Raw genomic sequence first — 20977 nt, forward strand, 5'->3', positions numbered from 1 at the left:
CCCAATGTTTATGCCTGCATTCAGGCTTTTTCCAGCGTACACAGCAACGGATGCTCGTTCTCCCTCGCATATTTGTTCACCATCGCTACTTTGGTTTCAGCCACTTCGGCAGTGAACACACCGCAGATAGCTTTGCCTTGATAGTGAACTGCAAGCATCAGTTGCGTTGCACGTTCTACATCATAAGAAAAGAATTTTTGTAACACGTCAATAACAAACTCCATCGGAGTGTAATCATCATTGACTAATATCACTTTATACATAGATGGCGGTTTTAGCGCGTCGCGCAATTTGTCTTCCGCCAGCAGATCGAAATCCAGCCAGTCGTTCGTCTTACCCATTGTCAGTCGTCATCTTCAGTTACGGTTTCCGGCAGAAAATCTTGCCGCTGACAAGCAGCCTATGCGCACAATCAATCTACCTCAAGTATTAGATAACTATCATCTATTAGTGCCATCCGCGACATCTGTCACATAACCGACAATAGCGTTAACTGCTTCAAATTTTGATGCATTTTTACCCTATTCCGTCTGCATGGCGCTTGACGCCCCGCCTGATTTCTCTAAATTGTAGTCTCGAGAGTTGGCGAGGTTTTGAACAGCCCCCACTCCGCCACCGGTTCATTCCATCTTACTTATATAAGATTTACGAAGGATGTCGAAGTATGGAAACGGGTACTGTTAAGTGGTTCAACAACGCCAAAGGGTTTGGTTTCATTTGCCCCGAAGGCGGCGGCGAAGATATTTTCGCCCATTACTCCACCATTCAGATGGATGGTTACAGAACGCTAAAAGCCGGACAGTCTGTCCAGTTTGATGTCCACCAGGGGCCAAAAGGCAATCATGCCAGTGTCATCGTGCCTGTCATTGAAGCAGAAGCTGTCGCATAGCTCTTCTGTCTCATTGTGTACATCCCGCAGTCAAAATGCCAGCCCTTGCGGCTGGCATTTTTATCTCTGTGGCATTATTCCCGCGCCAGAGCATCTACTGGATCCAGACGTGCCGCATTCCGCGCCGGTAGCCAGCCAAACAACACACCGGTTGCAGTCGAACACAGAAACGCCGTCAACAGCGCGACGGGTGAAAATCCAATTTCCCAGCCCGGCAGAAATAGCTGTAGCGTAAAAGCGATTAGCATCGACAGGCTAATGCCCAACGCGCCGCCAACCAGACACACTAACACCGCTTCAATTAAGAACTGTTGCAGCACGTCACTGGCGCGAGCGCCAACCGCCATACGAATGCCAATCTCACGCGTTCGTTCGGTTACTGAAACCAGCATAATATTCATCACGCCAATCCCACCGACCACCAGCGAAATCACCGCCACCAGCGTCAGGAAGAGTTGTAATGTACGTGTGGTCTTTTCGGCGGTTTTCAAGATGCCGTCCATATTCCAGGTGAAGAAATCCTTCTTACCGTGGCGCAACGTCAACAGTCGGGTCAGTTGCTGTTCGGCCTGGGCACTGTCAAAACCATCCTTCACTCGCACGGTGATCGAGTTCAGCCACGACTGTCCCATAATGCGCCCGGACATAGTGCTATAAGGCAGCCAGACTCGCAGGATCTTGCTACTGCCAAACATCGACTGTTTCTCTTCTGCAACACCAATCACCGTGGCAGGCATATTCCCCACCAGCACGACTTCGCCAACAACTTTCGCTTTATTGGGGAACAACTGACGACGGGTATTGCTGTCGAGCACCACCACCTGAGCGCGCCCCGCCAGTTGCTCGGCGTTAAAGGTGGTCCCTTCGCTAAATGTCATGCCATAGACGTTGAAATAGTCGCCGCTAACGCCATTAGCACTAGCAGCAACATCGATATTGCCATAGCGTAACCGCAGGTTCTTCGACACCGCAGGCGTTACTGAACTGACCCAGGGCTGCTTCTGTAGCGCCGTCAAATCGTCATACTTCAACGCCTGTTGATATTGCGGATCGTCGTCGCCGAAGTCTTTGCCTGGATAGATATCAATGGTGTTAGTACCAATAGCGCGAATATCTGCCAGTACCAGCTGTTTAGCCGCATCGCCTACCACCACGATCGACACCACCGAAGCAATACCGATGATGATCCCAAGCATGGTCAGTAGCGTACGCATCTTATTCGCGGCCATTGCCAGCCAAGCCATCGTAAGCGCTTCACGAAAACCGCTGACAAACTGGCTCCAGCCGGATGCCGTTTTCACCGTTGGCTCCGCGATATCGCGTCCGCCAGAGGGTTTCTGTGGCGGCGGATTGCTCACAATCTCGCCGTCACGAATTTCAATAACCCGTTCGGCCTGCGCGGCGACCTGGCTGTCGTGAGTAACGATAATTACCGTATGCCCGCGATCGCGCAGCTGATGCAAAATCGCCATCACCTCTTCGCCGGAATGGCTATCCAGTGCGCCGGTGGGTTCATCGGCAAGAATAACCTGCCCCCCGTTCATCAGCGCACGCGCGATACTGACCCGCTGCTGCTGACCACCGGAAAGCTGGGAAGGTTGATAGTCAACCCGGTCACCCAGCCCCAGCCGCTGGAGTAATTCCTGCGCACGCGCCAGGCGCTGCTTACGTTCAGTGCCCGCGTAGACCGCCGGAACCTCAACGTTTTGTGCGGCGGTTAAATGCGACAGCAAGTGATAGCGCTGGAAGATAAAACCGAAATGCTCACGACGCAGTTGCGCTAGCGCATCGCTATCCAGCGTAGAGACATCACGTCCGGCAACCCGATACGTACCGCTGGTTGGCTTATCCAGACAGCCGAGAATGTTCATCAGCGTCGATTTACCCGAACCCGACGCCCCGACAATCGCCACCATTTCCCCGGCCTGAATGCTCAAGGATACGTCCTTCAACACCTCAACTTGGCCTTCGCCTGACGGATAGCTGCGGCGGATATGGCTCAGCTCAAGCAATGCTGTCATTTTGCAGCTCCAGCGTTGCCCTCACCGGTAATGACTTCATCCCCCTCTTCCAGCCCTTTCACGATCTCCACATCGGTGTCATTACGCGCGCCGATAACCACTTCACGTTCGCGGGTTTCACCGTTGCGCAGTAGTCTGACGTTATAGCGGTTGTTGCCAATAGGATCGCCCAGCGCCGACAGCGGAATGGTCAGGACATTTTTGACATCCGTGAGCTGGATATGGACCTGCGCGGTCATATCCAGACGCAGGATCCCTTTCGGGTTGGGAACTTCGAAGCGGGCATAGTAGAAAATCGCATCATTCACTTTCTCTGGCGTCGGAAGAACATCTTTGAGCTTACCTTCGTAACGCGTCTGCGGATCGCCCAGCACGGTAAACCAGGCATTTTGCCCCGGATGCAGGTGAATTACATCAGCCTCAGAAACCTGCGCTTTTACCAGCATGGTGCTCATATCGGCCAGGGTCAGAATGTTAGGTGCCTGCTGGGCGGCAATAACGGTTTGCCCCTGCAGGGTAGTAATTTGTGTTACTTCACCAGCCATTGGCGCAACGATGCGGGTGTAATCAAGGTTGGTTTTCGCCGTATCGAGAGAGGCCTGATTACGCTTAATTTGCGCGTCAATTGTGCCAATTTGCGCCTGTTTGACCGCCATTTCGGTGGCCGCCGTGTCGAGATCCTGCTGTGAAACGGCCTGGGTTTTCGCCAGCTGTTGTTGGCGGGAGAGAGTGACCCGCGCCAGCTTCCACTCAGCTTCGGCTTGTAAACGCTGGGCGCGCAATTCCATTAGCGTCGCTTCAACCTCTTTGATTTGGTTTTGCGCCTGTTCAGGATCGATAACACCGAGCAACTGATCTTTTTTCACTTTATCGCCAATCGCGACCGACAGCGTTTTTAACTGCCCGCTGACCTGCGCCCCGACGTCAACTTTACGCAGCGCATCCAGCTTACCGGTAGCCAGTACGCTTTGTTGCAGATCGCCAGGTCGAACAATTAATGTTTGATACTGAGGTAAAGGTGCATTAAGCGTTCGCCAAAGTGCAATTGCCGCCACAATAAGGATGACGGCGAACAGAAAATAGCGTTTTTTGATTTTTCCCTTGAGCTTCATAAATGTCCCAATTCCCCCAATACGCCCACCAGAGTGGAGTGCTAAACATCAACGTTAAATAAATCGCCGTTGAAAAGCGCAAGAATAACAGAGTTATTGATGAATGGTTAAGATCCGCTGTGCTGAAATTAGCACAAAGGTATCAATCGGATTTATATTATGAGCCAGCTAACTGAAAGCACTTTTCTTTCCACCAAACCAGTCACGCGTTTTGGCCTTTTTTTCAGCCTGAGCAGCGGTCATTTACGGCCCGCACATTGCTGGGATAAACGGAGCTTTCGTCGTAAGTTTATCTGGCGTTCATTATTGATACCCCGCCTCACTCAGGAATGGATGACTGAACTGGCCCAATGGCCGGATCTTGGCCCCCTGCTCGCCCGTCAACCCCGACTGCCGGTTCGTTTGCACCGTCCTTATCTTGCGGCAAACTTCTCCCGCAAAATGCGTTTAGATGCGGTGCGTTTTCATTACCATTTTATCCGCCACGCATTCTTACCCGCTGAATTTAACGCCTTATTAAGCAATGACGGCTTACATCTGGCGCAAACTGAAGGTAAAGACGGCGATATATTTACCATCACCATGATGATGTTTCCGGTATTGGATAAAGAGGGTGAAGCCACCATTCAGGTGCGCAATGGTGACGGAGACGTGCTAACTAAAATGACGTTTACGTTCTGCGAATATAATGGGAAAAGGACATTATTTATTGGCGGTGTGCAGGGCAATGCGCAACTACCGCACGAAGCAATCCAAAAAGCGACGAAGTCCTGCCATGGAATTTTCCCAAAACGTATTGTGATGGAAACCATTTGCCGTTTAGCCGAACAGTTGAATATTGAAAAAGTTATGGCTGTAAGTAATGAACAGCATATCTTTCGCAGTCAACGCTACCACGATAAAAACAAGGTGATCCATTCTGACTACAACGCTTTTTGGGAGTCGGTTGGCGGTGAGTGCGACAGCAACGGGTACTATCATATTCCGCGCACGCTGGCGCGAAAAAGCGAGGCGGATATTGCGAGCAAAAAACGCGCAGAATACCGCCGCCGCTATCAGCTACTGGACAGCATCCATTCGCAGCTGTCGTCGATGTTTCGCCACTAATCCGCTCTGCCGCGTGCCAGCCACAGCACGCGGGAAAACATTTTTCGCAGCAGCGTTGGCACCGCATCAACGCCCCGCCGCCCGGCTTCCATCGCCACCTCAATGGCCAAATCCGGTTTTGACGAACGATGTATCGCCTTGGAGATTATTTTGCGCATATTCATAGGCACATTCTCCGGAATTTGCGCCACCCGGTGAAAGACGTCAGCAAATCCCTGGCGATACATAAAGTGTTCCATATCCAGCGCGGGGAGCATGGTCAAATGCTCACGCTCTTCCTCTCTGTCGTCATTCAATAGGCTACGTACCGTGGCCGCGTACTTTTTCCCGGCTTCATCGCCATCGACCAGCACATGCCACTCTATCCCCATCCGGCGGGCGAATTTAACCAGCGGCTTAAGACCGGACTGGGCAAATTCAATGACTTTAATCCCTTCTGCATCAAAGTGATGTCCGCACTGGCGGGCCAGTTCGTTAATAACCCAGGTTTCCGTTTCACCTTCCACCAGCAGCCAGCAGCGGGCAAACAACGATGACGCACGATTAAAACGAATATGAAATGCGATTCGCCGACCATCTTCTGCACTGATCCCACCCGGCCCCAGCCGCCAGGCAGCGACGCGGGATGATTCACGTACCAGACGAACAACATGCTCAACAGGCGTAAGGGACAGCAGCTCACCGGAGTTGGTGGTCGCCACTCGCTGCAGAGGCAGTAAATTCAACAAGTGCCAGGCCACCGACAGCATGATGGGATGTAAACGCGTTTCCGGATCTTCCACCAGCAGTAAAGGTCGGGCGTCTTTATCCAGCCTTAGCGTGCCTTTGGCCTGCAACAAGGTCGAAAACAGGCCCAACAGAATAACCCGGTGCGTACGTCCGCCGGGTTTATCAATCATGCGGTTAATAATGTCCAGATAGCGCCAGCTCCGTTGTTCGTTATTGGAGCGACGGCGCATCAGACGGTAGCGGGACTGGCCAGCCCCCTGCTCGGAAAAATAGTGCTCCAACAACTGAACCATGGCCGATAACCCCTGGCGGATCTGCCCGTCGGTCAGGTTTTGCGGCCGGGTAGCCAGCTCACGCGCCAGAAAATCCAGTTGGCGGGCGGTGACTTCGACATCCGCCGAGTCCGGCACGGTACCGTTGCGGATCCGTCGCATAAATCGCGCGTCGCGCAGACGCAGTACCGGCATCAGACGCACAAGGTGGCGCGCCTGATCGTTAATGTCATCGAGAGGTAATGGATGGCCGTCGCCGTCAAGAAAACTGCGCAAGGTCAGAACGCTACCGTCATCCGCACACTCGCCTTCCAGGCGATAAAAAATGCGGTGATAGCCATCCTGGCACGGCGTCCAGCTGGCTTCCAGAGGACGATAGCGACGCACCCGGTGACGACCCGGCTGGGATTCACGAAACGTCAGGATAATGTGCAGGTGGTGTTCCCGGCCCTGTATATCACCCGGCGGGAACCAGAAATCCTCGCGGACAAAATGATACAAGTCTGACTCCGGCGACAGCAGCAGGGTCAAGGCATCCAGCAGACTGGATTTACCCCACGCGTTCTCCCCAATCAGCACGTTGCTCTGCTCCAGCATCAACGACAGACGGTTAATACCGCGAAATCCAACAATCTCAACGCGTTCGAGAATCATATAGCCTCCGGAAATGCTAACTTTTTCCTTCAAGTTATCAGGAGTATAACGGCAAGCGGGCGCTCAGGACACCCGATATCAATCTGGCGTGAATCGCAAAAGCAAAAAAAATAAGAATATTCTTCTTATGTTTTCTCCTGAATATAATTTCAGAACTTAATCATCGTCCTTTCGCTAATTGAACTATGCTTCATTCACCCAAGATTCAAAAAGGAATCGCAACATATTGCCTTAAATCAAATTTTTTCATCAATTTAACTGGCGAAGGGATGATATTTTTTTCTAAAATACCCGCTCTTTCATCATCGTCCCTTTTAGCGATGAATTACCGGGCAAGGAACACGAACCCGGAACTTTTAATTGAGGTGGTTATGTTCAGGAAATTAGCAGCTGAATTCTTCGGTACGTTTTGGCTCGTTTTTGGTGGGTGCGGTAGTGCAGTGCTGGCAGCCGCATTCCCGGAATTGGGAATTGGATTTGCCGGTGTCGCGCTGGCATTCGGCCTGACAGTATTAACCATGGCATTCGCTGTGGGTCATATTTCAGGTGGGCATTTTAACCCGGCGGTAACCTTCGGTTTATGGGCTGGCGGTCGTTTCCCGGCAAAAGATGTTATTGGTTACGTTATTGCTCAGGTTGTGGGCGGTATTGTTGCAGCTGCGGCACTGTATCTTATTGCCAGCGGTAAAGCAGGTTTTGATGCAACGGCCAGTGGTTTTGCTTCGAACGGCTTTGGTGAACATTCACCAGGCGGTTATTCCATGCTTTCTGCCGTCGTCATTGAAATTATTCTGACCGCAGGTTTCTTATTAGTGATCCACGGCGCGACCGATAAACATGCTCCGGCAGGTTTTGCACCTATCGCAATTGGTCTGGCGTTAACACTGATTCACTTGATCAGTATTCCGGTCACCAACACCTCCGTAAACCCGGCGCGTAGTACCGCAGTAGCCATTTTCCAGGGCGGCTGGGCATTGCAACAATTGTGGTTCTTCTGGGTCATGCCGATTATCGGTGGGGTTCTCGGCGGTCTTATTTACCGCACCCTGCTGGAAAAACGCGATTAATCGCTAACAAAAAGGCCTGGCGAAAGCCAGGTCTTTTTTTTCCTCTCTATATTTCCTTTTATTTGCAACTTTACTCCCCTCTTTGCATTGAGTAGTGTGTATACCCGTTATACTTCAAGTTGCAGATGTGTTGACTGCGCTCGCTCCCCCCAGTCACGTACTTATGTACGCTCCCGGGGATTCACTCCCTTGCCGCCTTCCTGCAACTTGAATTATTTAGGTTATAGTGGCGCACTTCGTCTTACTTCTCAGCAAGGATCTGATTTTCATGTTTTCAGGGCTGTTAATCATTCTGGTTCCCCTTATTGTGGGCTACCTTATTCCGCTCCGGCACAGGACTGCATTACAACTTATCAATCGCCTGTTAAGCTGGATCGTCTACCTTATTCTCTTTTTTATGGGTATTAGCCTGGCGTTTCTGGATAATCTCGCCAGCAACCTGTTAGCCATTCTTCATTATTCTGCGGTCAGCGTGACGGTCATTATACTGTGTAATATTGCGGCGCTGTTCTGGCTGGAGCGTTCGCTGCCCTGGAGACACAACCACAAGCAAGAAAAGCTCCCCTCGCGAATTGCAATGGCGCTTGAGTCGCTTCAGCTTTGCGGCGTCGTCGTCGTCGGTTTCCTGCTCGGCCTCACTGGGCTTCCCATTCTGCAGCATGCCACCGAAGCAAGCGAATATACGTTAATCTTTTTACTGTTCCTGGTGGGGATTCAACTGCGCAACAGCGGCATGACCTTAAAGCAAATTGTGCTGAACCGTCGGGGGATGATCGTGGCCGTCGTCGTCGTCGCCAGTTCGATGCTGGCGGGGGTTATCAATGCCTTGATCCTCGGTCTACCGCTGAAAACCGCGCTGGCTATGGCATCAGGTTTTGGCTGGTATTCCCTGTCCGGTATTCTGTTAACCGAATCGTTCGGGCCCGTAATTGGTAGTGCCGCCTTCTTTAACGACCTGGCCCGTGAGCTGATCGCCATTATGTTGATTCCAGGAATGGTGGGCCGCAGCCGCTCTACCGCGCTGGGATTATGCGGCGCGACATCAATGGATTTCACCCTGCCCGTTTTACAACGCAGCGGCGGTCTGGAAATGGTCCCGGCAGCCATCGTCCACGGCTTTATTCTGAGTCTGTTAGTGCCTCTGCTAATGGCGTTTTTCTCCGCCTGACGCCGGGACAAATACCTCTCTGGCGGTAGTCAGCTACCGCCAAAATTGCGCTAAATCAATCTCCCTGCAAGTAGTAGCAGAAATCCCTTTTATCCCTTCGCGCACAGGCATAACCTTAAACATGTATATTAAATATAACTTTAAAAGGTGTGACCATGTTTTGTGTGCAATGTGAACAAACCATCCGTACTCCGGCAGGAAACGGCTGCTCTTACGCGCAGGGTATGTGCGGTAAAACGGCTGAAACCTCCGATTTGCAGGATCTGCTGATTGCTTCCCTACAAGGTCTGTCTGCATGGGCTGTTAAAGCACGTGAATACGGCATCATCGACCATGAGGTTGATAACTTTGCGCCGCGTGCATTCTTCTCCACGCTGACTAACGTTAACTTCGATTCCCCGCGTATTGTTGGCTATGCCCGTGAAGCTATCGCCATGCGCGACGCCCTAAAAGCGCAATGCCTGAACATCGACGCGAACGCAGCGGTCACCAACCCGATGGCCGATCTGCAACTGGTCAGCGACGATCTGGGCGACCTGCAACGTCAGGCCGCTGAATTTACCCCGAACAAAGACAAAGCAGCCATTGGCGAGAACATTCTCGGCCTGCGTCTGCTGTGTCTGTACGGCCTGAAAGGTGCGGCAGCTTACATGGAGCACGCGCACGTTCTCGGTCAGTACGACAACGAAATCTACGCTCAGTACCACAAAATCATGGCATGGCTGGGTACCTGGCCTGCCGATATGAACGCTCTGCTGGAGTGTTCAATGGAAATCGGCCAGATGAACTTCAAAGTGATGAGCATTCTGGACGCCGGTGAAACCACCAAATACGGCCACCCAACCCCGACTCAGGTCAACGTAAAAGCAACCGAAGGTAAGTGCATCCTGATCTCCGGTCACGACCTGAAAGATCTGTACAACCTGCTGGAGCAGACCGAAGGTACCGGTGTTAACGTTTATACCCACGGTGAAATGCTGCCGGCGCACGGCTACCCGGAACTGCGTAAGTTCAAGCACCTGATCGGCAACTACGGCAGCGGCTGGCAGAACCAGCAGGTAGAGTTTGCCCGCTTCCCAGGTCCGATCGTCATGACCTCTAACTGCATCATCGACCCGACCGTTGGCGCGTACGACGACCGTATCTGGACCCGTAGCATCGTCGGTTGGCCGGGTGTGAGCCACCTCGAAGGCGACAACTTCGGTCCGGTTATCGCTCAGGCACAGCAGATGGCTGGCTTCCCGTACAGCGAAATCCCGCACCTGATCACCGTAGGTTTCGGTCGTCAGACCCTGCTGGGCGCTGCTGATACCCTGATCGACCTGGTGAGCCGCGAAAAACTGCGTCACATCTTCCTGGTTGGCGGTTGTGACGGTGCACGTGGTGAACGTAACTACTTCACCGACTTCGCCACCAGCGTGCCGGATGACTGCCTGATCCTGACCCTTGCTTGCGGTAAATACCGCTTCAACAAACTGGAGTTCGGCGATATCGAAGGCCTGCCGCGTCTGGTGGATGCTGGTCAGTGTAACGATGCTTACTCTGCCATCATCCTGGCGGTAACCCTGGCTGAGAAACTGGGCTGTGGTGTGAACGATCTGCCGCTGTCTCTGGTGCTCTCCTGGTTCGAACAGAAAGCGATTGTTATTCTGCTGACCCTGCTGTCTCTGGGCGTGAAAAACATCGTCACTGGCCCGACTGCACCTGGTTTCTTCACACCGGATCTGCTGGCAGTTCTCAACGAGAAATTTGGTCTGCGTTCCGTGACCACCGTTGAAGAAGACATGAAGCAACTGCTGAGCGCGTAAGGAGTAAAGAATGACAATGCCAACTCATCAGTGCCCATGGCGGATGCAGGTTCACCACATCCATCAGGAAACGCCGGATGTATGGACAATTTCGTTGCTATGCCACGATTATTATCCTTACCGCGCCGGGCAGTATGCACTGGTCAGCGTACGTAATTCAGCGGATACGCTGCGTGCTTACACCATTTCTTCAACGCCGGGCGTTAGCGAGTACATCACGTTGACCATCCGCCGGATTGACGATGGCGCAGGTTCACAGTGGCTAACCCGCGACGTGAAGCGCGGCGACTATATCTGGCTGTCGGATGCAATGGGTGAGTTCACCTGTGAAGATAAAGCGGAAGACAAGTTCCTGATGCTGGCCGCCGGCTGTGGTGTCACGCCAATCATGTCAATGCGTCGCTGGTTGGCAAAGTACCGCCCGCAAGCGGATGTACAGGTAATCTTTAACGTTCGCTCGCCGCAAGATGTCATTTTTGCCGACGAGTGGCGCGAATATCCGGTGACATTAGTTGCTGAAAACAATGCCACAGAAGGTTTTGTTTCCGGCCGACTGACGACCGAACTGCTGAAAAGCGTACCGGATCTGACCTCGCGTACCGTGATGACCTGTGGCCCGGCACCGTATATGGATCTGGTCGAGAAAGAAGTCAAAGCGCTGGGTGTGACGCGCTTCTTTAAAGAGCAGTTCTTCACACCTGTTGCCGAAGCCGCCACCAGTGGCCTGAAGTTTACCAAGCTACAGCCGGCGAAAGAGTTCTACGCGCCGGTGGGCAGTACGCTGCTGGAAGCGCTGGAAAGCAACAAGGTTCCGGTTGTCGCCGCATGCCGTGCAGGTGTTTGCGGCTGCTGCAAAACCAAAGTGGTTGACGGTAACTACACGGTCAGCAGCACCATGACGCTGACCGACGCAGAAATCGCTGAAGGTTATGTGCTGGCTTGTTCCTGTCATCCGCAGGGTGATTTAGTGCTGGCGTAATTGGCCGGTATCTGATGTGCAAAAGGCCGCCTGGCTGTACCGGGTGGCCTTTTTTTATGCTGTCAGGCGTTGCAAAATTCTGATGTTTTCACTCTCCCCGCAAATTATCGACCACACTTACCCTGCGCAGATTAAACATAATCCCTGACTACCACGTCGAACTTTCTACAAGGATCCCCATGAAAAAAGTGGCCATTGTTGGCGTAGGTCCCACCGGGATTTATACGTTTCATGCCCTGGTTGAGCGCGGTGAACCGCTGGAAATAGCGCTTTACGAGCAAGCTGAAGAGGCGGGCGTTGGCATGCCTTACAATAGCGACAACAACGCAGACCACATGCTGGCAAATATAGCTAGCATTGAGATCCCGCCGATCTATATCAGTTATCTCACGTGGCTTCAGAATCAAAGTGATGACTATCTGGCCCAGTTTCAGATTGAACGCACCTCTTTGCATGAGCGGCAATTTTTGCCCCGCGTGATCCTCGGCGACTATTATCGCGATCGTTTCTTAGCCATTGTCGAGAAAGCGCAACAAGCCGGTTTCACGATTCGCGTACATGAATCAAGCGAAGTCACCGACCTGCGAGCAGACCCGAATGGGGTTTCTTTGTGGATCAACCACGCGTCACAGCCCGTTGAGGTGGATTTCGCCGCTATCGCCACTGGTCATCTGTGGCCTGAAACGGATGCTCAGGCACGCAAATTTTTCCCCAGTCCGTGGACCGGTCTGATGGACGCGCAGATTGGTGCTTGCCGGGTAGGGATTCTGGGCACCTCGTTAAGCGCTATAGACGCCGCGATGGCTGTGGCCAGTCAGCATGGCACCTTCACTACCAATACCGACCATTCACTGCAATTCACACCTAAATCCGACAGTCAAAACCTGAAACTGACCCTGATGTCGCGCAGCGGGGTACTGCCTGAAGCGGATTTTTACTGCCCCCTTCCGTATGAATCGCTGAATATCGCGACGCCAGAAGCGATTGAAGATGCCATTGCCCTGGGCCGAAACGGATTACTGGACCGCATCTTTCAGCTTATGGCGCAACAACTGCAAGACGCAGCGCCAGGCTGGTGCCAACAGGTGGCGCTTGCGACGCTTAACGCCGACACGTTCCCCGAGGCCTATTTCGCCGACAGGCTCAGGCATGACCCTTTTGACTGGGCGAGACGTAACCTGGTAGAAGTTGAGCGCAACAAGCAAAAACAACATACCGTCGCCTGGCGCTATACCTTGCTGCGCCTGCACGAGGTTATCGAGGAGATAGTCCCTCATCTTGATACCCGCGACAAAAAACGTTTCAGGTGCGGACTGGCGCGGGTATTTATTGATAACTATGCGGCAATCCCGTCAGAGTCAGTTCGCCGACTGCTGGCGCTGCACGAAGCCGGGCTGATTGAGATCCTCGCGCTTGGCACAGATTATGAGCGTATGAATGAACAGGAAATGACGGTAATTTCCCACCACGGTCAGCGCTGCGAATTTGATGTGTTTATTGACGCCCGAGGACAACGGGCATTGCAGAACAAAGATATCCCGTTCCCAACACTACGCGATCAACTGCTGGCCTGTGGCGATGAGATCCCGGATATCGGCGAAGATTACACGCTGCAAGCGCCGGAAAACGCCCGCAATCGCATCGCTTTTGGCGGGCTGCCGTGGTTGATGCACGATCGTCCGTTTATTCAGGGACTGGTGGTCAGCGCTGAAATAGGCGCCGCGATGGCAAGGGCATTGACGCAGCGAGCGCTGAGACGTCGGCACAAACTATGGAACAGTGACGACATAGAGTAGCGACAAATTGAACGACGAGGCGGAGCAATGCTACGCTTTCCCGCCTCGGTATAGACTCTCAGATGGTAACTATCGCCAGGCAGAATTCCCGGCAACGGAGTAACGCCCCGCCCCCAAAAACGCCACGGCCAGCGCGCCGATAAAGAAATAAACCAGACTTTCAATCGCCCATGCACCGGTTTTATCCAGTGTCCAGGTTTCACCCATCCCGACCATCAGCCATGCAACAACCATCGTAAACGCCAGCCCTAACGCCGCCGGACGCGTCAGGATGCCAAGAATAATCAGGCACGGTGCCACAACCTCTCCCAACAGAACGCCATACGCAATAAAGCCTGGGAAACCTTTCGCTATCAACATACCGCTGATGCCATCAATACCCGCAAAGAGTTTATGCAGCCCATGAAACAGCATCAGCCCACCGACGGCAAAGCGTAACAATAACTTGCCAAAATCTTCGTGAGTCAGTACTCGGTTAACTGAATTTAATAGTTTTGTAACCATTTGAATTTATTCCTTGTTTCACCATGTCCAATAACAAACTACGCTTAATACAGGTTAAATGAAACCTGCCGGAAATAAGGGGGAAATGAGAAGCATAACTATTATCTTCATCTAAACTTGTAACCGGTATCACATTAGAGGAGAAGGAAAACCATGAAACAAACGGTTGCCGCTTTTATTGCTAAAACACTCGAACAGGCTGGCGTAAAACGCATTTGGGGTGTAACGGGTGACTCACTTAATGGTCTGAGTGACAGTCTGAATCGTATGGGAACAATTGACTGGATGCCAACCCGTCATGAAGAGGTTGCAGCCTTCGCTGCGGGCGCTGAAGCGCAGTTGACGGGCGAACTGGCCGTCTGCGCAGGCTCGTGCGGGCCAGGCAACCTGCACCTGATCAACGGGCTGTTTGATTGTCACCGTAACCACGTCCCGGTACTGGCAATCGCCGCGCATATTCCCTCCAGTGAAATAGGCAGCGGTTATTTTCAGGAGACCCACCCGCAAGAGTTGTTCCGCGAATGTAGCCACTATTGCGAGCTGGTTTCCAGCCCAGAACAAATCCCACAGGTGCTGGCAATTGCCATGCGTAAGGCGGTGCTCAACCGTGGCGTTTCCGTGGTGGTTTTACCCGGTGACGTGGCGCTAAAACCTGCACCTGAAAGCGCCACCACGCACTGGTATCATGCGCCGCTCCCGGTGGTGACTCCACAAGAAGAAGAGCTGAGAAAACTGGCGCAACTGCTGCGCTACTCCAGCAATATCGCCCTGATGTGCGGTAGTGGCTGCGCCGGTGCGCATAAAGAACTGGTTGAGTTTGCGGCTAAAATCAAAGCGCCGATTGTTCACGCCCTGCGTGGTAAAGAGCATGTTGAGTACGATAACCCCTATGACGTGGGTATGACCGGGCTGATTGGCTTTTCATCCGGCTTCCATACCATGATGAATGCCGACACGCTGATCCTGCTTGGCACCCAGTTCCCCTATCGCCCGTTCTACCCCACCGACGCCAAAATTATTCAGATTGATATCAATCCGGCGAGCATTGGCGCGCACAGTAAAGTGGATATGGCGCTGGTAGGCGATATTAAATCCACTCTCCGTGCCCTACTGCCTCTGGTGGAAGAGAAAACCGAGCGGCAGTTCCTGGACAAAGCGCTGGAGCACTATCGCGAGGCGCGCAAAGGGCTGGATGATTTAGCCAAACCCAGCGATAAAGCCATTCACCCGCAGTATCTGGCGCAACAGATCAGCCACTTTGCCGCTGACGATGCAATCTTTACCTGCGACGTTGGTACGCCAACGGTGTGGGCAGCACGCTATCTGAAAATGAACGGCAAACGTCGCCTGCTCGGATCGTTTAACCACGGGTCGATGGCGAATGCCATGCCGCAGGCACTCGGTGCACAAGCCACCGAACCAGGACGCCAGGTTGTGGCAATGTGCGGTGACGGCGGCTTTAGCATGCTGATGGGAGATTTTCTGTCGGTTGTCCAGATGAAGCTGCCGGTGAAGATTATTGTCTTCAACAACAGCGTACTGGGATTTGTCGCAATGGAGATGAAAGCGGGCGGTTATCTGACCGACGGCACCGAACTGCACGACACCAACTTCGCACGGATTGCCGAAGCCTGTGGCATTACAGGCATTCGCGTGGAAAAATCCTCAGAGGTTGATGAAGCGCTACAAAGGGCGATGTCGATTGACGGCCCGGTGCTGGTCGATGTGGTCGTGGCGAAAGAAGAGCTGGCGATCCCGCCGCAGATCAAACTCGAACAGGCCAAAGGTTTTAGCCTGTATATGCTGCGTGCAATCATCAGTGGACGCGGTGATGAAGTGATCGAACTGGCGAAAACGAACTGGCTCAGGTAAAACATCCTTATTAAATCACACACAAAATCATTCATGATGCATCAAGGCGGCTAGCCCGAAAATCCCCAGGAGCATAGGTATACTATGTGACTGGGGTTTAAGGGTGCGGCCAACGCCGAGGCAGCCTGAAGGATGAAGTGTAATAAGGAGACACCATGATTGATTTACGCAGTGATACCGTCACCCGGCCGAGTCGCGCCATGCTGGAAGAGATGATGGCAGCCCCGGTCGGGGATGACGTGTATGGAGACGACCCTACCGTTAACGCCCTCCAGCAATACGCCGCAGAGCTTTCTGGTAAAGAAGCCGCTATTTTCTTACCTACCGGTACTCAGGCTAACCTGGTGGCGCTGCTCAGCCATTGTCAGCGTGGCGAAGAGTACATTGCCGGCCAGGGCGCGCATAACTATCTCTACGAAGCAGGTGGCGCAGCGGTGCTCGGTAGCATTCAACCGCAACCTATCGACGCCGCACCGGATGGCTCCCTGCCTCTGGACAAAGTAGCTGCAAAAATCAAAGTGGACGATATCCATTTTGCCCGCACCCGCTTGCTCAGCCTGGAAAATACCCACAACGGCAAAGTGCTGCCGCGCGAGTATCTGAAAGACGCCTGGGAATTCACCCGTGAGCGTAATCTTGCCCTGCACGTCGACGGCGCACGTATTTTTAACGCCATCGTCGCCTACGGCTGTGAACTTAAAGATGTCACGCAATACTGTGATTCGTTCACCATTTGCCTCTCCAAAGGCCTCGGTACCCCCGTTGGTTCACTGCTGGTCGGCAGCCACGAGTACATCAAACGCGCTATTCGCTGGCGCAAAATGACCGGCGGCGGAATGCGTCAGGCCGGTATTCTGGCAGCAGCCGGGCTGTATGCGCTGAAAAATAACGTGGCGCGTTTGCAGGAAGATCATGACAACGCCGCCTGGATGGCGGAGCAGCTGCGCGAAGCAGGGGCGGACGTCATGCGCCACGACACCAATATGCTGTTTGTTCGCGTTGGCGAAGAGCACGCTGCCGCGCTGGGCGAGTATATGAAAGCGCAAGGTGTGCTGATTAACGCCTCCCCGATTGTGCGCCTGGTGATGCACCTGGACGTATCACGTGAACAACTTGCTGAAGTCGTCGCCCACTGGCGCGCTTTTTTAACCCAATAAGGAGATGGGCGTGCCGCAACGGATTTTGGTTCTTGGCGCCAGTGGCTACATTGGTCAGCATTTGGTACAGGCGCTCAGTCAGCAAGGGCACCAGGTGTTGGCTGCGGCACGTCGCATTGAACGGCTGGAAAAGCAGCAACTGGCCAATGTCAGTTGCCACAAGGTCGATTTGAATTGGCCAGATAACCTCACCCCGCTGCTGACGGGTGTTGATACGGTTTATTATCTGGTTCATGGTATGGGCGAAGGCGGTGATTTTATTGCCCACGAACGTCAGGTGGCGATGAACGTGCGCGATGCGCTGCGTAATACGCCAGTTAAACAGCTTATTTTCCTGAGCTCATTGCAGGCTCCCCGGCATGAACAATCCGATCATCTGCGTGCGCGACAGATAACCGCAGACACCCTGCGCGAGTCAGGCGTGCCGATGACGGAATTGCGCGCGGGCATTATCGTGGGAGCGGGTTCCGCTGCTTTTGAAGTCATGCGCGATATGGTTTACAACCTACCGGTTCTCACCCCTCCACGCTGGGTACGCTCGCGTACCACGCCTATCGCGCTGGAGAATTTAATGTACTATCTGGTGGCATTGTTGGAAAATCCCACACCACATCACCGCGTCCTCGAAGCCGCCGGGCCGCAGGTGTTGAGCTATCAGGAACAGTTCGAGCATTTTATGGCGGTCAGCGGTAAACATCGCCTGCTCATCCCCATCCCCTTTCCTACCCGCTGGATTTCGGTCTGGTTTTTGAACGTCATTACGTCAGTGCCGCCAACCACGGCCAAAGCGCTGATCCAGGGCTTAAAACACGACCTGCTGGCCGATGACACCGAATTACGTGCGCTGATCCCACAAAAACTGATTGCCTTTGATGACGCCGTGCGCAGCACGTTGAAGGAAGAAGAGAAGCTGGTCAACTCCAGCGACTGGGGTTACGACGCACAGGCGTTTGCCCGCTGGCGTCCAGAATATGGCTATTTCGCCAAACAAGCTGGCTTTAGCGTTGAAACCTCTGCCAGCACAAAAGCGCTGTGGCAGGTTGTGAATCGACTCGGCGGCAAAGAAGGCTATTTCTTTGGCAATATTCTATGGAAGACGCGCGCGGCGTTGGACCTGCTGGTCGGCCATAAGCTGGCAAAAGGTCGTCCCGAACACCCACTATTGCAAGTTGGCGACACCGTTGATAGCTGGAAAGTCATCATCGTTGAGCCGGAGAAACAGCTGACGCTGCTGTTTGGGATGAAAGCGCCGGGACTGGGTCGCCTGAGCTTCACACTGGAAGATAAAGGTGACCACCGACGCATTGATGTACGCGCGTGGTGGCATCCGCACGGTATGCCTGGCCTCTTCTACTGGCTGTTGATGATCCCCGCCCACCTGTTCATTTTCAGGGGGATGGCGAAGCGTATAGCCAAACTTGCAGAACAAATCACAGACTAATGATAAAAAGAGCCTGTATTCTTTCATGTTTCCCATTGCATACAGGCGTAATTCACGGAAGAATGCGCACGACGTTTTTTAAACACAGTGGATTGATATGAAGGTACTGGTTACCGGAGCCACCAGCGGCTTGGGCCGAAACGCGGTTGAGTTTTTATGCAGCAAAGGCGTCAGCGTCAGAGCCACCGGTCGCAACGAAGCGATGGGCAAGCTGCTGGAGAAAATGGGCGCAGAATTTGTGCATGCGGATTTGACCGAGCTGGTTTCTTCGCAGGCAAAAGTGATGCTGGCCGGCATTGACACGCTGTGGCACTGCTCCAGTTTCACCTCTCCATGGGGAACTCAGGAAGCTTTTGATCTGGCCAACGTTCGTGCTACCCGCCGTCTGGGCGAGTGGGCCGTAGCCTGGGGCGTACGTAACTTTATTCATATCTCCTCTCCGTCGCTGTATTTTGATTATCACCATCATCGCGATATCAAAGAAGACTTCCGTCCCCATCGCTTCGCCAACGAATTCGCCCGCAGCAAAGCGGCTGGTGAAGAGGTGATTGCACTGCTCGCCCAGGCTAACCCGCAGACTCGCTTTACTGTCTTGCGCCCACAAAGCTTGTTCGGACCTCACGATAAAGTCTTTATTCCCCGCCTCGCCCATATGATGTACCACTACGGCAGCATCCTGTTGCCGCACGGCGGGAGTGCGCTGGTGGATATGACCTATTACGAGAACGCGGTTCACGCGATGTGGCTGGCGAGTCAGGAAGCCTGCGATATGCTGCCGTCGGGTCGCGCGTACAATATAACCAACGGTGAACATCGCACCCTGCGCAGTATTGTGCAGAAACTTATCGACGAGCTGAATATTGATTGCCGTATCCGCTCCGTGCCCTACCCGATGCTGGACATGATTGCCCGCAGCATGGAGCGTTTAGGCAATAAATCGGCGAAAGAGCCAAAGCTTACGCATTACGGCGTTTCGAAGCTGAATTTTGACTTTACGCTGGATACCAGCCGCGCCCAGGAAGAGTTAGGTTATCAGCCAGTTGTGACGCTGGATGAAGGGATTGAGCGTACCGCGGCCTGGCTGCGCGACCACGGTAAGCTGCCGCGTTAGGCTGATAGCCATTGCAGGGTGGCGGCACAAGCGCCACAAAATCCTGCCAAATTAACCGTAGGCCTGATAAGCGAAGCGCCATCAGGCATTGGTGTCTGCGTTAACCCTGCCCGTATTTCTCCAGTAACGCTTCGGCAATCGCCTGCGTTTCCGCATCCGCCACGCCATTCCACAACGTCGGGCGGAAGTGCATCTGGAACGCCATAATCACCCGCTGCTGTTCACGCGGCGTCATCTCAGGTTTTACCTCATAACCATAGCGTGACAGCAGATCGAGCAATGACGCGATTTCTACCGGCATATGGGGCGCTCGTCCGGCGAGATAAAATGCCACACGCTGAGCATCCGGCCATGCGCCAATGCCCTGAGCGGCCAGTGCTTGCCACGGAAACAGCGGACCGGGATCGTCCTTACGCTGCGGCGCAATGTCTGCATGAGCCACCACGTTTTGCGGTTTTATATCGTAGCGGGCGATAATATCTTTCGCCAATGGGATTAACGCCTGAATCTGCGCGGGCTCAAACGGCGCAAAATACTTGCTGCCCGCTGATTTTTGCCAGCCGCGGTTTTCCAGCTCAATGCCAATTGAGGTATCGTTAATACGCGTAGCACCGCGCCAGAAGCTAATCCCCGCATGCCAGGCCAGATCTTTTTCCGGCACCAGTTGCCAGATACGCGGTTTACCATGGTAAAGCGGCGGCACTGCGGGGATCAAATAGTGTGAACTGACGTTTTTATCGGTCAGCGTAGCCAGGGAAGAGTCAAAATCATCGGCCGTGTAATGGATAACCAGTACTTTAATGCGCGGATAAGCAGCCTGGGCCTGACGGCGGGTATCTAACTGATACCCGTTTTTGTCGACAATCCCTTTTTCGCCAGCACATCCCACCAGCAACAGCGTAAATGCCAGCAGACACAACAGACGTTTCATCGGCGAGTTTTCACCGCGGTACCGCTGACGCTCACCATCAGCATGCTACCGTCTTTGCCTACGGTTTCGTAATCGATATCGATACCGACCACCGCATCAGCACCCAGCGCTTTCGCCTGTTCGCCCAGCTCCTGAAAAGCAATTTCACGCGCTTTACGCAGCTCTTTTTCATACGCGCCGGAGCGACCGCCAACAATATCGCGAATGCCGGCGAAGAAATCGCGGAAGATATTCGCGCCTAAAATGGCTTCGCCGGTAACAACACCGCAGTACTCCACGATGCTCTGTCCTTCCAGCGTAGGGGTTGTCGAAAACTGCATCATTAATCTCCTTTTTGCGCTAAGAGCACGACCTCAAAA

General features: G+C 53.2%; 18 protein-coding genes. 11 read left to right on the top strand and 7 right to left on the bottom strand.

Going from position 1 to position 20977, the window contains the following annotated elements; all coding sequences use genetic code 11:
• Positions 1 to 20: 20 nt before the first annotated feature.
• Positions 21 to 341, bottom strand: coding sequence for an ATP-dependent Clp protease adapter ClpS (gene clpS / locus OGY04_RS19640; RefSeq protein ID WP_003036810.1), 321 nt, complete (start codon positions 339 to 341; stop codon positions 21 to 23).
• A 323-nt stretch (positions 342 to 664) separates the two neighbouring features.
• Here clpS and cspD point away from each other — a divergent pair, with 323 nt between their 5' ends.
• Complete coding sequence (cspD, locus tag OGY04_RS19645) at positions 665 to 889, top strand: cold shock-like protein CspD (protein WP_003036813.1); 225 nt, start codon at positions 665 to 667, stop codon at positions 887 to 889.
• Positions 890 to 963: 74 nt separating this feature from the next.
• On the opposite strand, the gene macB is transcribed toward cspD, so the two are convergent.
• Both macB and macA read right to left on the bottom strand, forming a co-directional pair.
• Positions 964 to 2910, bottom strand: a complete 1947-nt coding sequence (gene macB / locus OGY04_RS19650) for a macrolide ABC transporter ATP-binding protein/permease MacB (RefSeq protein ID WP_286585916.1) — start codon at positions 2908 to 2910, stop codon at positions 964 to 966.
• The gene (macA, locus tag OGY04_RS19655) at positions 2907 to 4022 is read right to left on the bottom strand and encodes a macrolide transporter subunit MacA (RefSeq protein WP_286585918.1); all 1116 of its coding nucleotides are present in this window, start codon (positions 4020 to 4022) and stop codon (positions 2907 to 2909) included. Before macA ends, macB begins: the two co-directional genes overlap by 4 nt.
• A 159-nt stretch (positions 4023 to 4181) precedes the next feature.
• Between macA and OGY04_RS19660 the strand changes: the two genes are divergently transcribed.
• Positions 4182 to 5129 (top strand): VirK/YbjX family protein, encoded by a 948-nt coding sequence (locus OGY04_RS19660; RefSeq protein WP_048234957.1) that lies wholly within the window; start codon positions 4182 to 4184, stop codon positions 5127 to 5129.
• Here OGY04_RS19660 and OGY04_RS19665 read toward each other — a convergent pair.
• Positions 5126 to 6784 carry an ATP-dependent endonuclease gene (locus OGY04_RS19665; RefSeq protein WP_003834292.1) on the bottom strand — a complete coding sequence of 553 codons (1659 nt, stop codon included), beginning with the start codon at positions 6782 to 6784 and terminating at the stop codon, positions 5126 to 5128. The genes OGY04_RS19660 and OGY04_RS19665 overlap by 4 nt on opposite strands.
• Positions 6785 to 7155: 371 nt before the next feature.
• On the opposite strand from OGY04_RS19665, the gene aqpZ reads away from it, so the two are divergent.
• The 5 genes from aqpZ to OGY04_RS19690 all read left to right on the top strand — a co-directional run bounded on the left by aqpZ (position 7156) and on the right by OGY04_RS19690 (position 13602).
• Positions 7156 to 7851, top strand: coding sequence for an aquaporin Z (gene aqpZ / locus OGY04_RS19670; RefSeq protein ID WP_003840208.1), 696 nt, complete (start codon positions 7156 to 7158; stop codon positions 7849 to 7851).
• Positions 7852 to 8119: 268 nt separating this feature from the next.
• Positions 8120 to 9019, top strand: coding sequence for a LysO family transporter (locus OGY04_RS19675; RefSeq protein ID WP_003834295.1), 900 nt, complete (start codon positions 8120 to 8122; stop codon positions 9017 to 9019).
• A 155-nt stretch (positions 9020 to 9174) separates the two neighbouring features.
• Positions 9175 to 10827, top strand: a complete 1653-nt coding sequence (hcp, locus tag OGY04_RS19680; RefSeq protein WP_008785224.1) for a hydroxylamine reductase — start codon at positions 9175 to 9177, stop codon at positions 10825 to 10827.
• A gap of 10 nt (positions 10828 to 10837) precedes the next feature.
• Positions 10838 to 11806 carry an NADH oxidoreductase gene (hcr, locus tag OGY04_RS19685; protein ID WP_003027256.1) on the top strand — a complete coding sequence of 323 codons (969 nt, stop codon included), beginning with the start codon at positions 10838 to 10840 and terminating at the stop codon, positions 11804 to 11806.
• Positions 11807 to 11985: 179 nt separating this feature from the next.
• The gene (locus OGY04_RS19690) at positions 11986 to 13602 is read left to right on the top strand and encodes an FAD-NAD(P)-binding protein (RefSeq protein ID WP_286585919.1); all 1617 of its coding nucleotides are present in this window, start codon (positions 11986 to 11988) and stop codon (positions 13600 to 13602) included.
• Positions 13603 to 13671: 69 nt separating this feature from the next.
• Here the strand turns inward: OGY04_RS19690 and OGY04_RS19695 are convergent, their stop codons facing one another.
• Positions 13672 to 14106: a DoxX family protein gene (locus tag OGY04_RS19695; protein WP_257119506.1), complete on the bottom strand. Its 435-nt coding sequence runs from the start codon at positions 14104 to 14106 to the stop codon at positions 13672 to 13674.
• A gap of 153 nt (positions 14107 to 14259) precedes the next feature.
• On the opposite strand from OGY04_RS19695, the gene poxB reads away from it, so the two are divergent.
• The 4 genes from poxB to OGY04_RS19715 all read left to right on the top strand — a co-directional run bounded on the left by poxB (position 14260) and on the right by OGY04_RS19715 (position 19687).
• Positions 14260 to 15978: a ubiquinone-dependent pyruvate dehydrogenase gene (gene poxB, locus OGY04_RS19700; protein ID WP_032943955.1), complete on the top strand. Its 1719-nt coding sequence runs from the start codon at positions 14260 to 14262 to the stop codon at positions 15976 to 15978.
• A gap of 155 nt (positions 15979 to 16133) precedes the next feature.
• On the top strand, positions 16134 to 17135 hold the full coding sequence (ltaE, locus tag OGY04_RS19705; protein WP_079934522.1) for a low-specificity L-threonine aldolase: 1002 nt from the start codon (positions 16134 to 16136) through the stop codon (positions 17133 to 17135).
• Positions 17136 to 17145: 10 nt separating this feature from the next.
• Positions 17146 to 18576: an SDR family oxidoreductase gene (locus OGY04_RS19710; RefSeq protein ID WP_048216410.1), complete on the top strand. Its 1431-nt coding sequence runs from the start codon at positions 17146 to 17148 to the stop codon at positions 18574 to 18576.
• A 97-nt stretch (positions 18577 to 18673) separates the two neighbouring features.
• Positions 18674 to 19687 (top strand): 3-beta-hydroxysteroid dehydrogenase, encoded by a 1014-nt coding sequence (locus OGY04_RS19715; protein ID WP_063940500.1) that lies wholly within the window; start codon positions 18674 to 18676, stop codon positions 19685 to 19687.
• 100 nt (positions 19688 to 19787) lie between these two features.
• Here the strand turns inward: OGY04_RS19715 and OGY04_RS19720 are convergent, their stop codons facing one another.
• Positions 19788 to 20618 carry an N-acetylmuramoyl-L-alanine amidase gene (locus OGY04_RS19720; protein WP_286585924.1) on the bottom strand — a complete coding sequence of 277 codons (831 nt, stop codon included), beginning with the start codon at positions 20616 to 20618 and terminating at the stop codon, positions 19788 to 19790.
• Entirely contained in the window at positions 20615 to 20938 is a 324-nt protein-coding gene (locus OGY04_RS19725; RefSeq protein WP_001160725.1) for a heavy metal-binding domain-containing protein, read from the bottom strand. The genes OGY04_RS19720 and OGY04_RS19725 overlap by 4 nt, the downstream gene beginning before the upstream one ends.
• Between the last annotated feature and the right edge of the window lie 39 nt (positions 20939 to 20977).

This window comes from Citrobacter sp. Cpo091, assembly GCF_030332645.1.
GTDB lineage: Bacteria > Pseudomonadota > Gammaproteobacteria > Enterobacterales > Enterobacteriaceae > Citrobacter > Citrobacter portucalensis.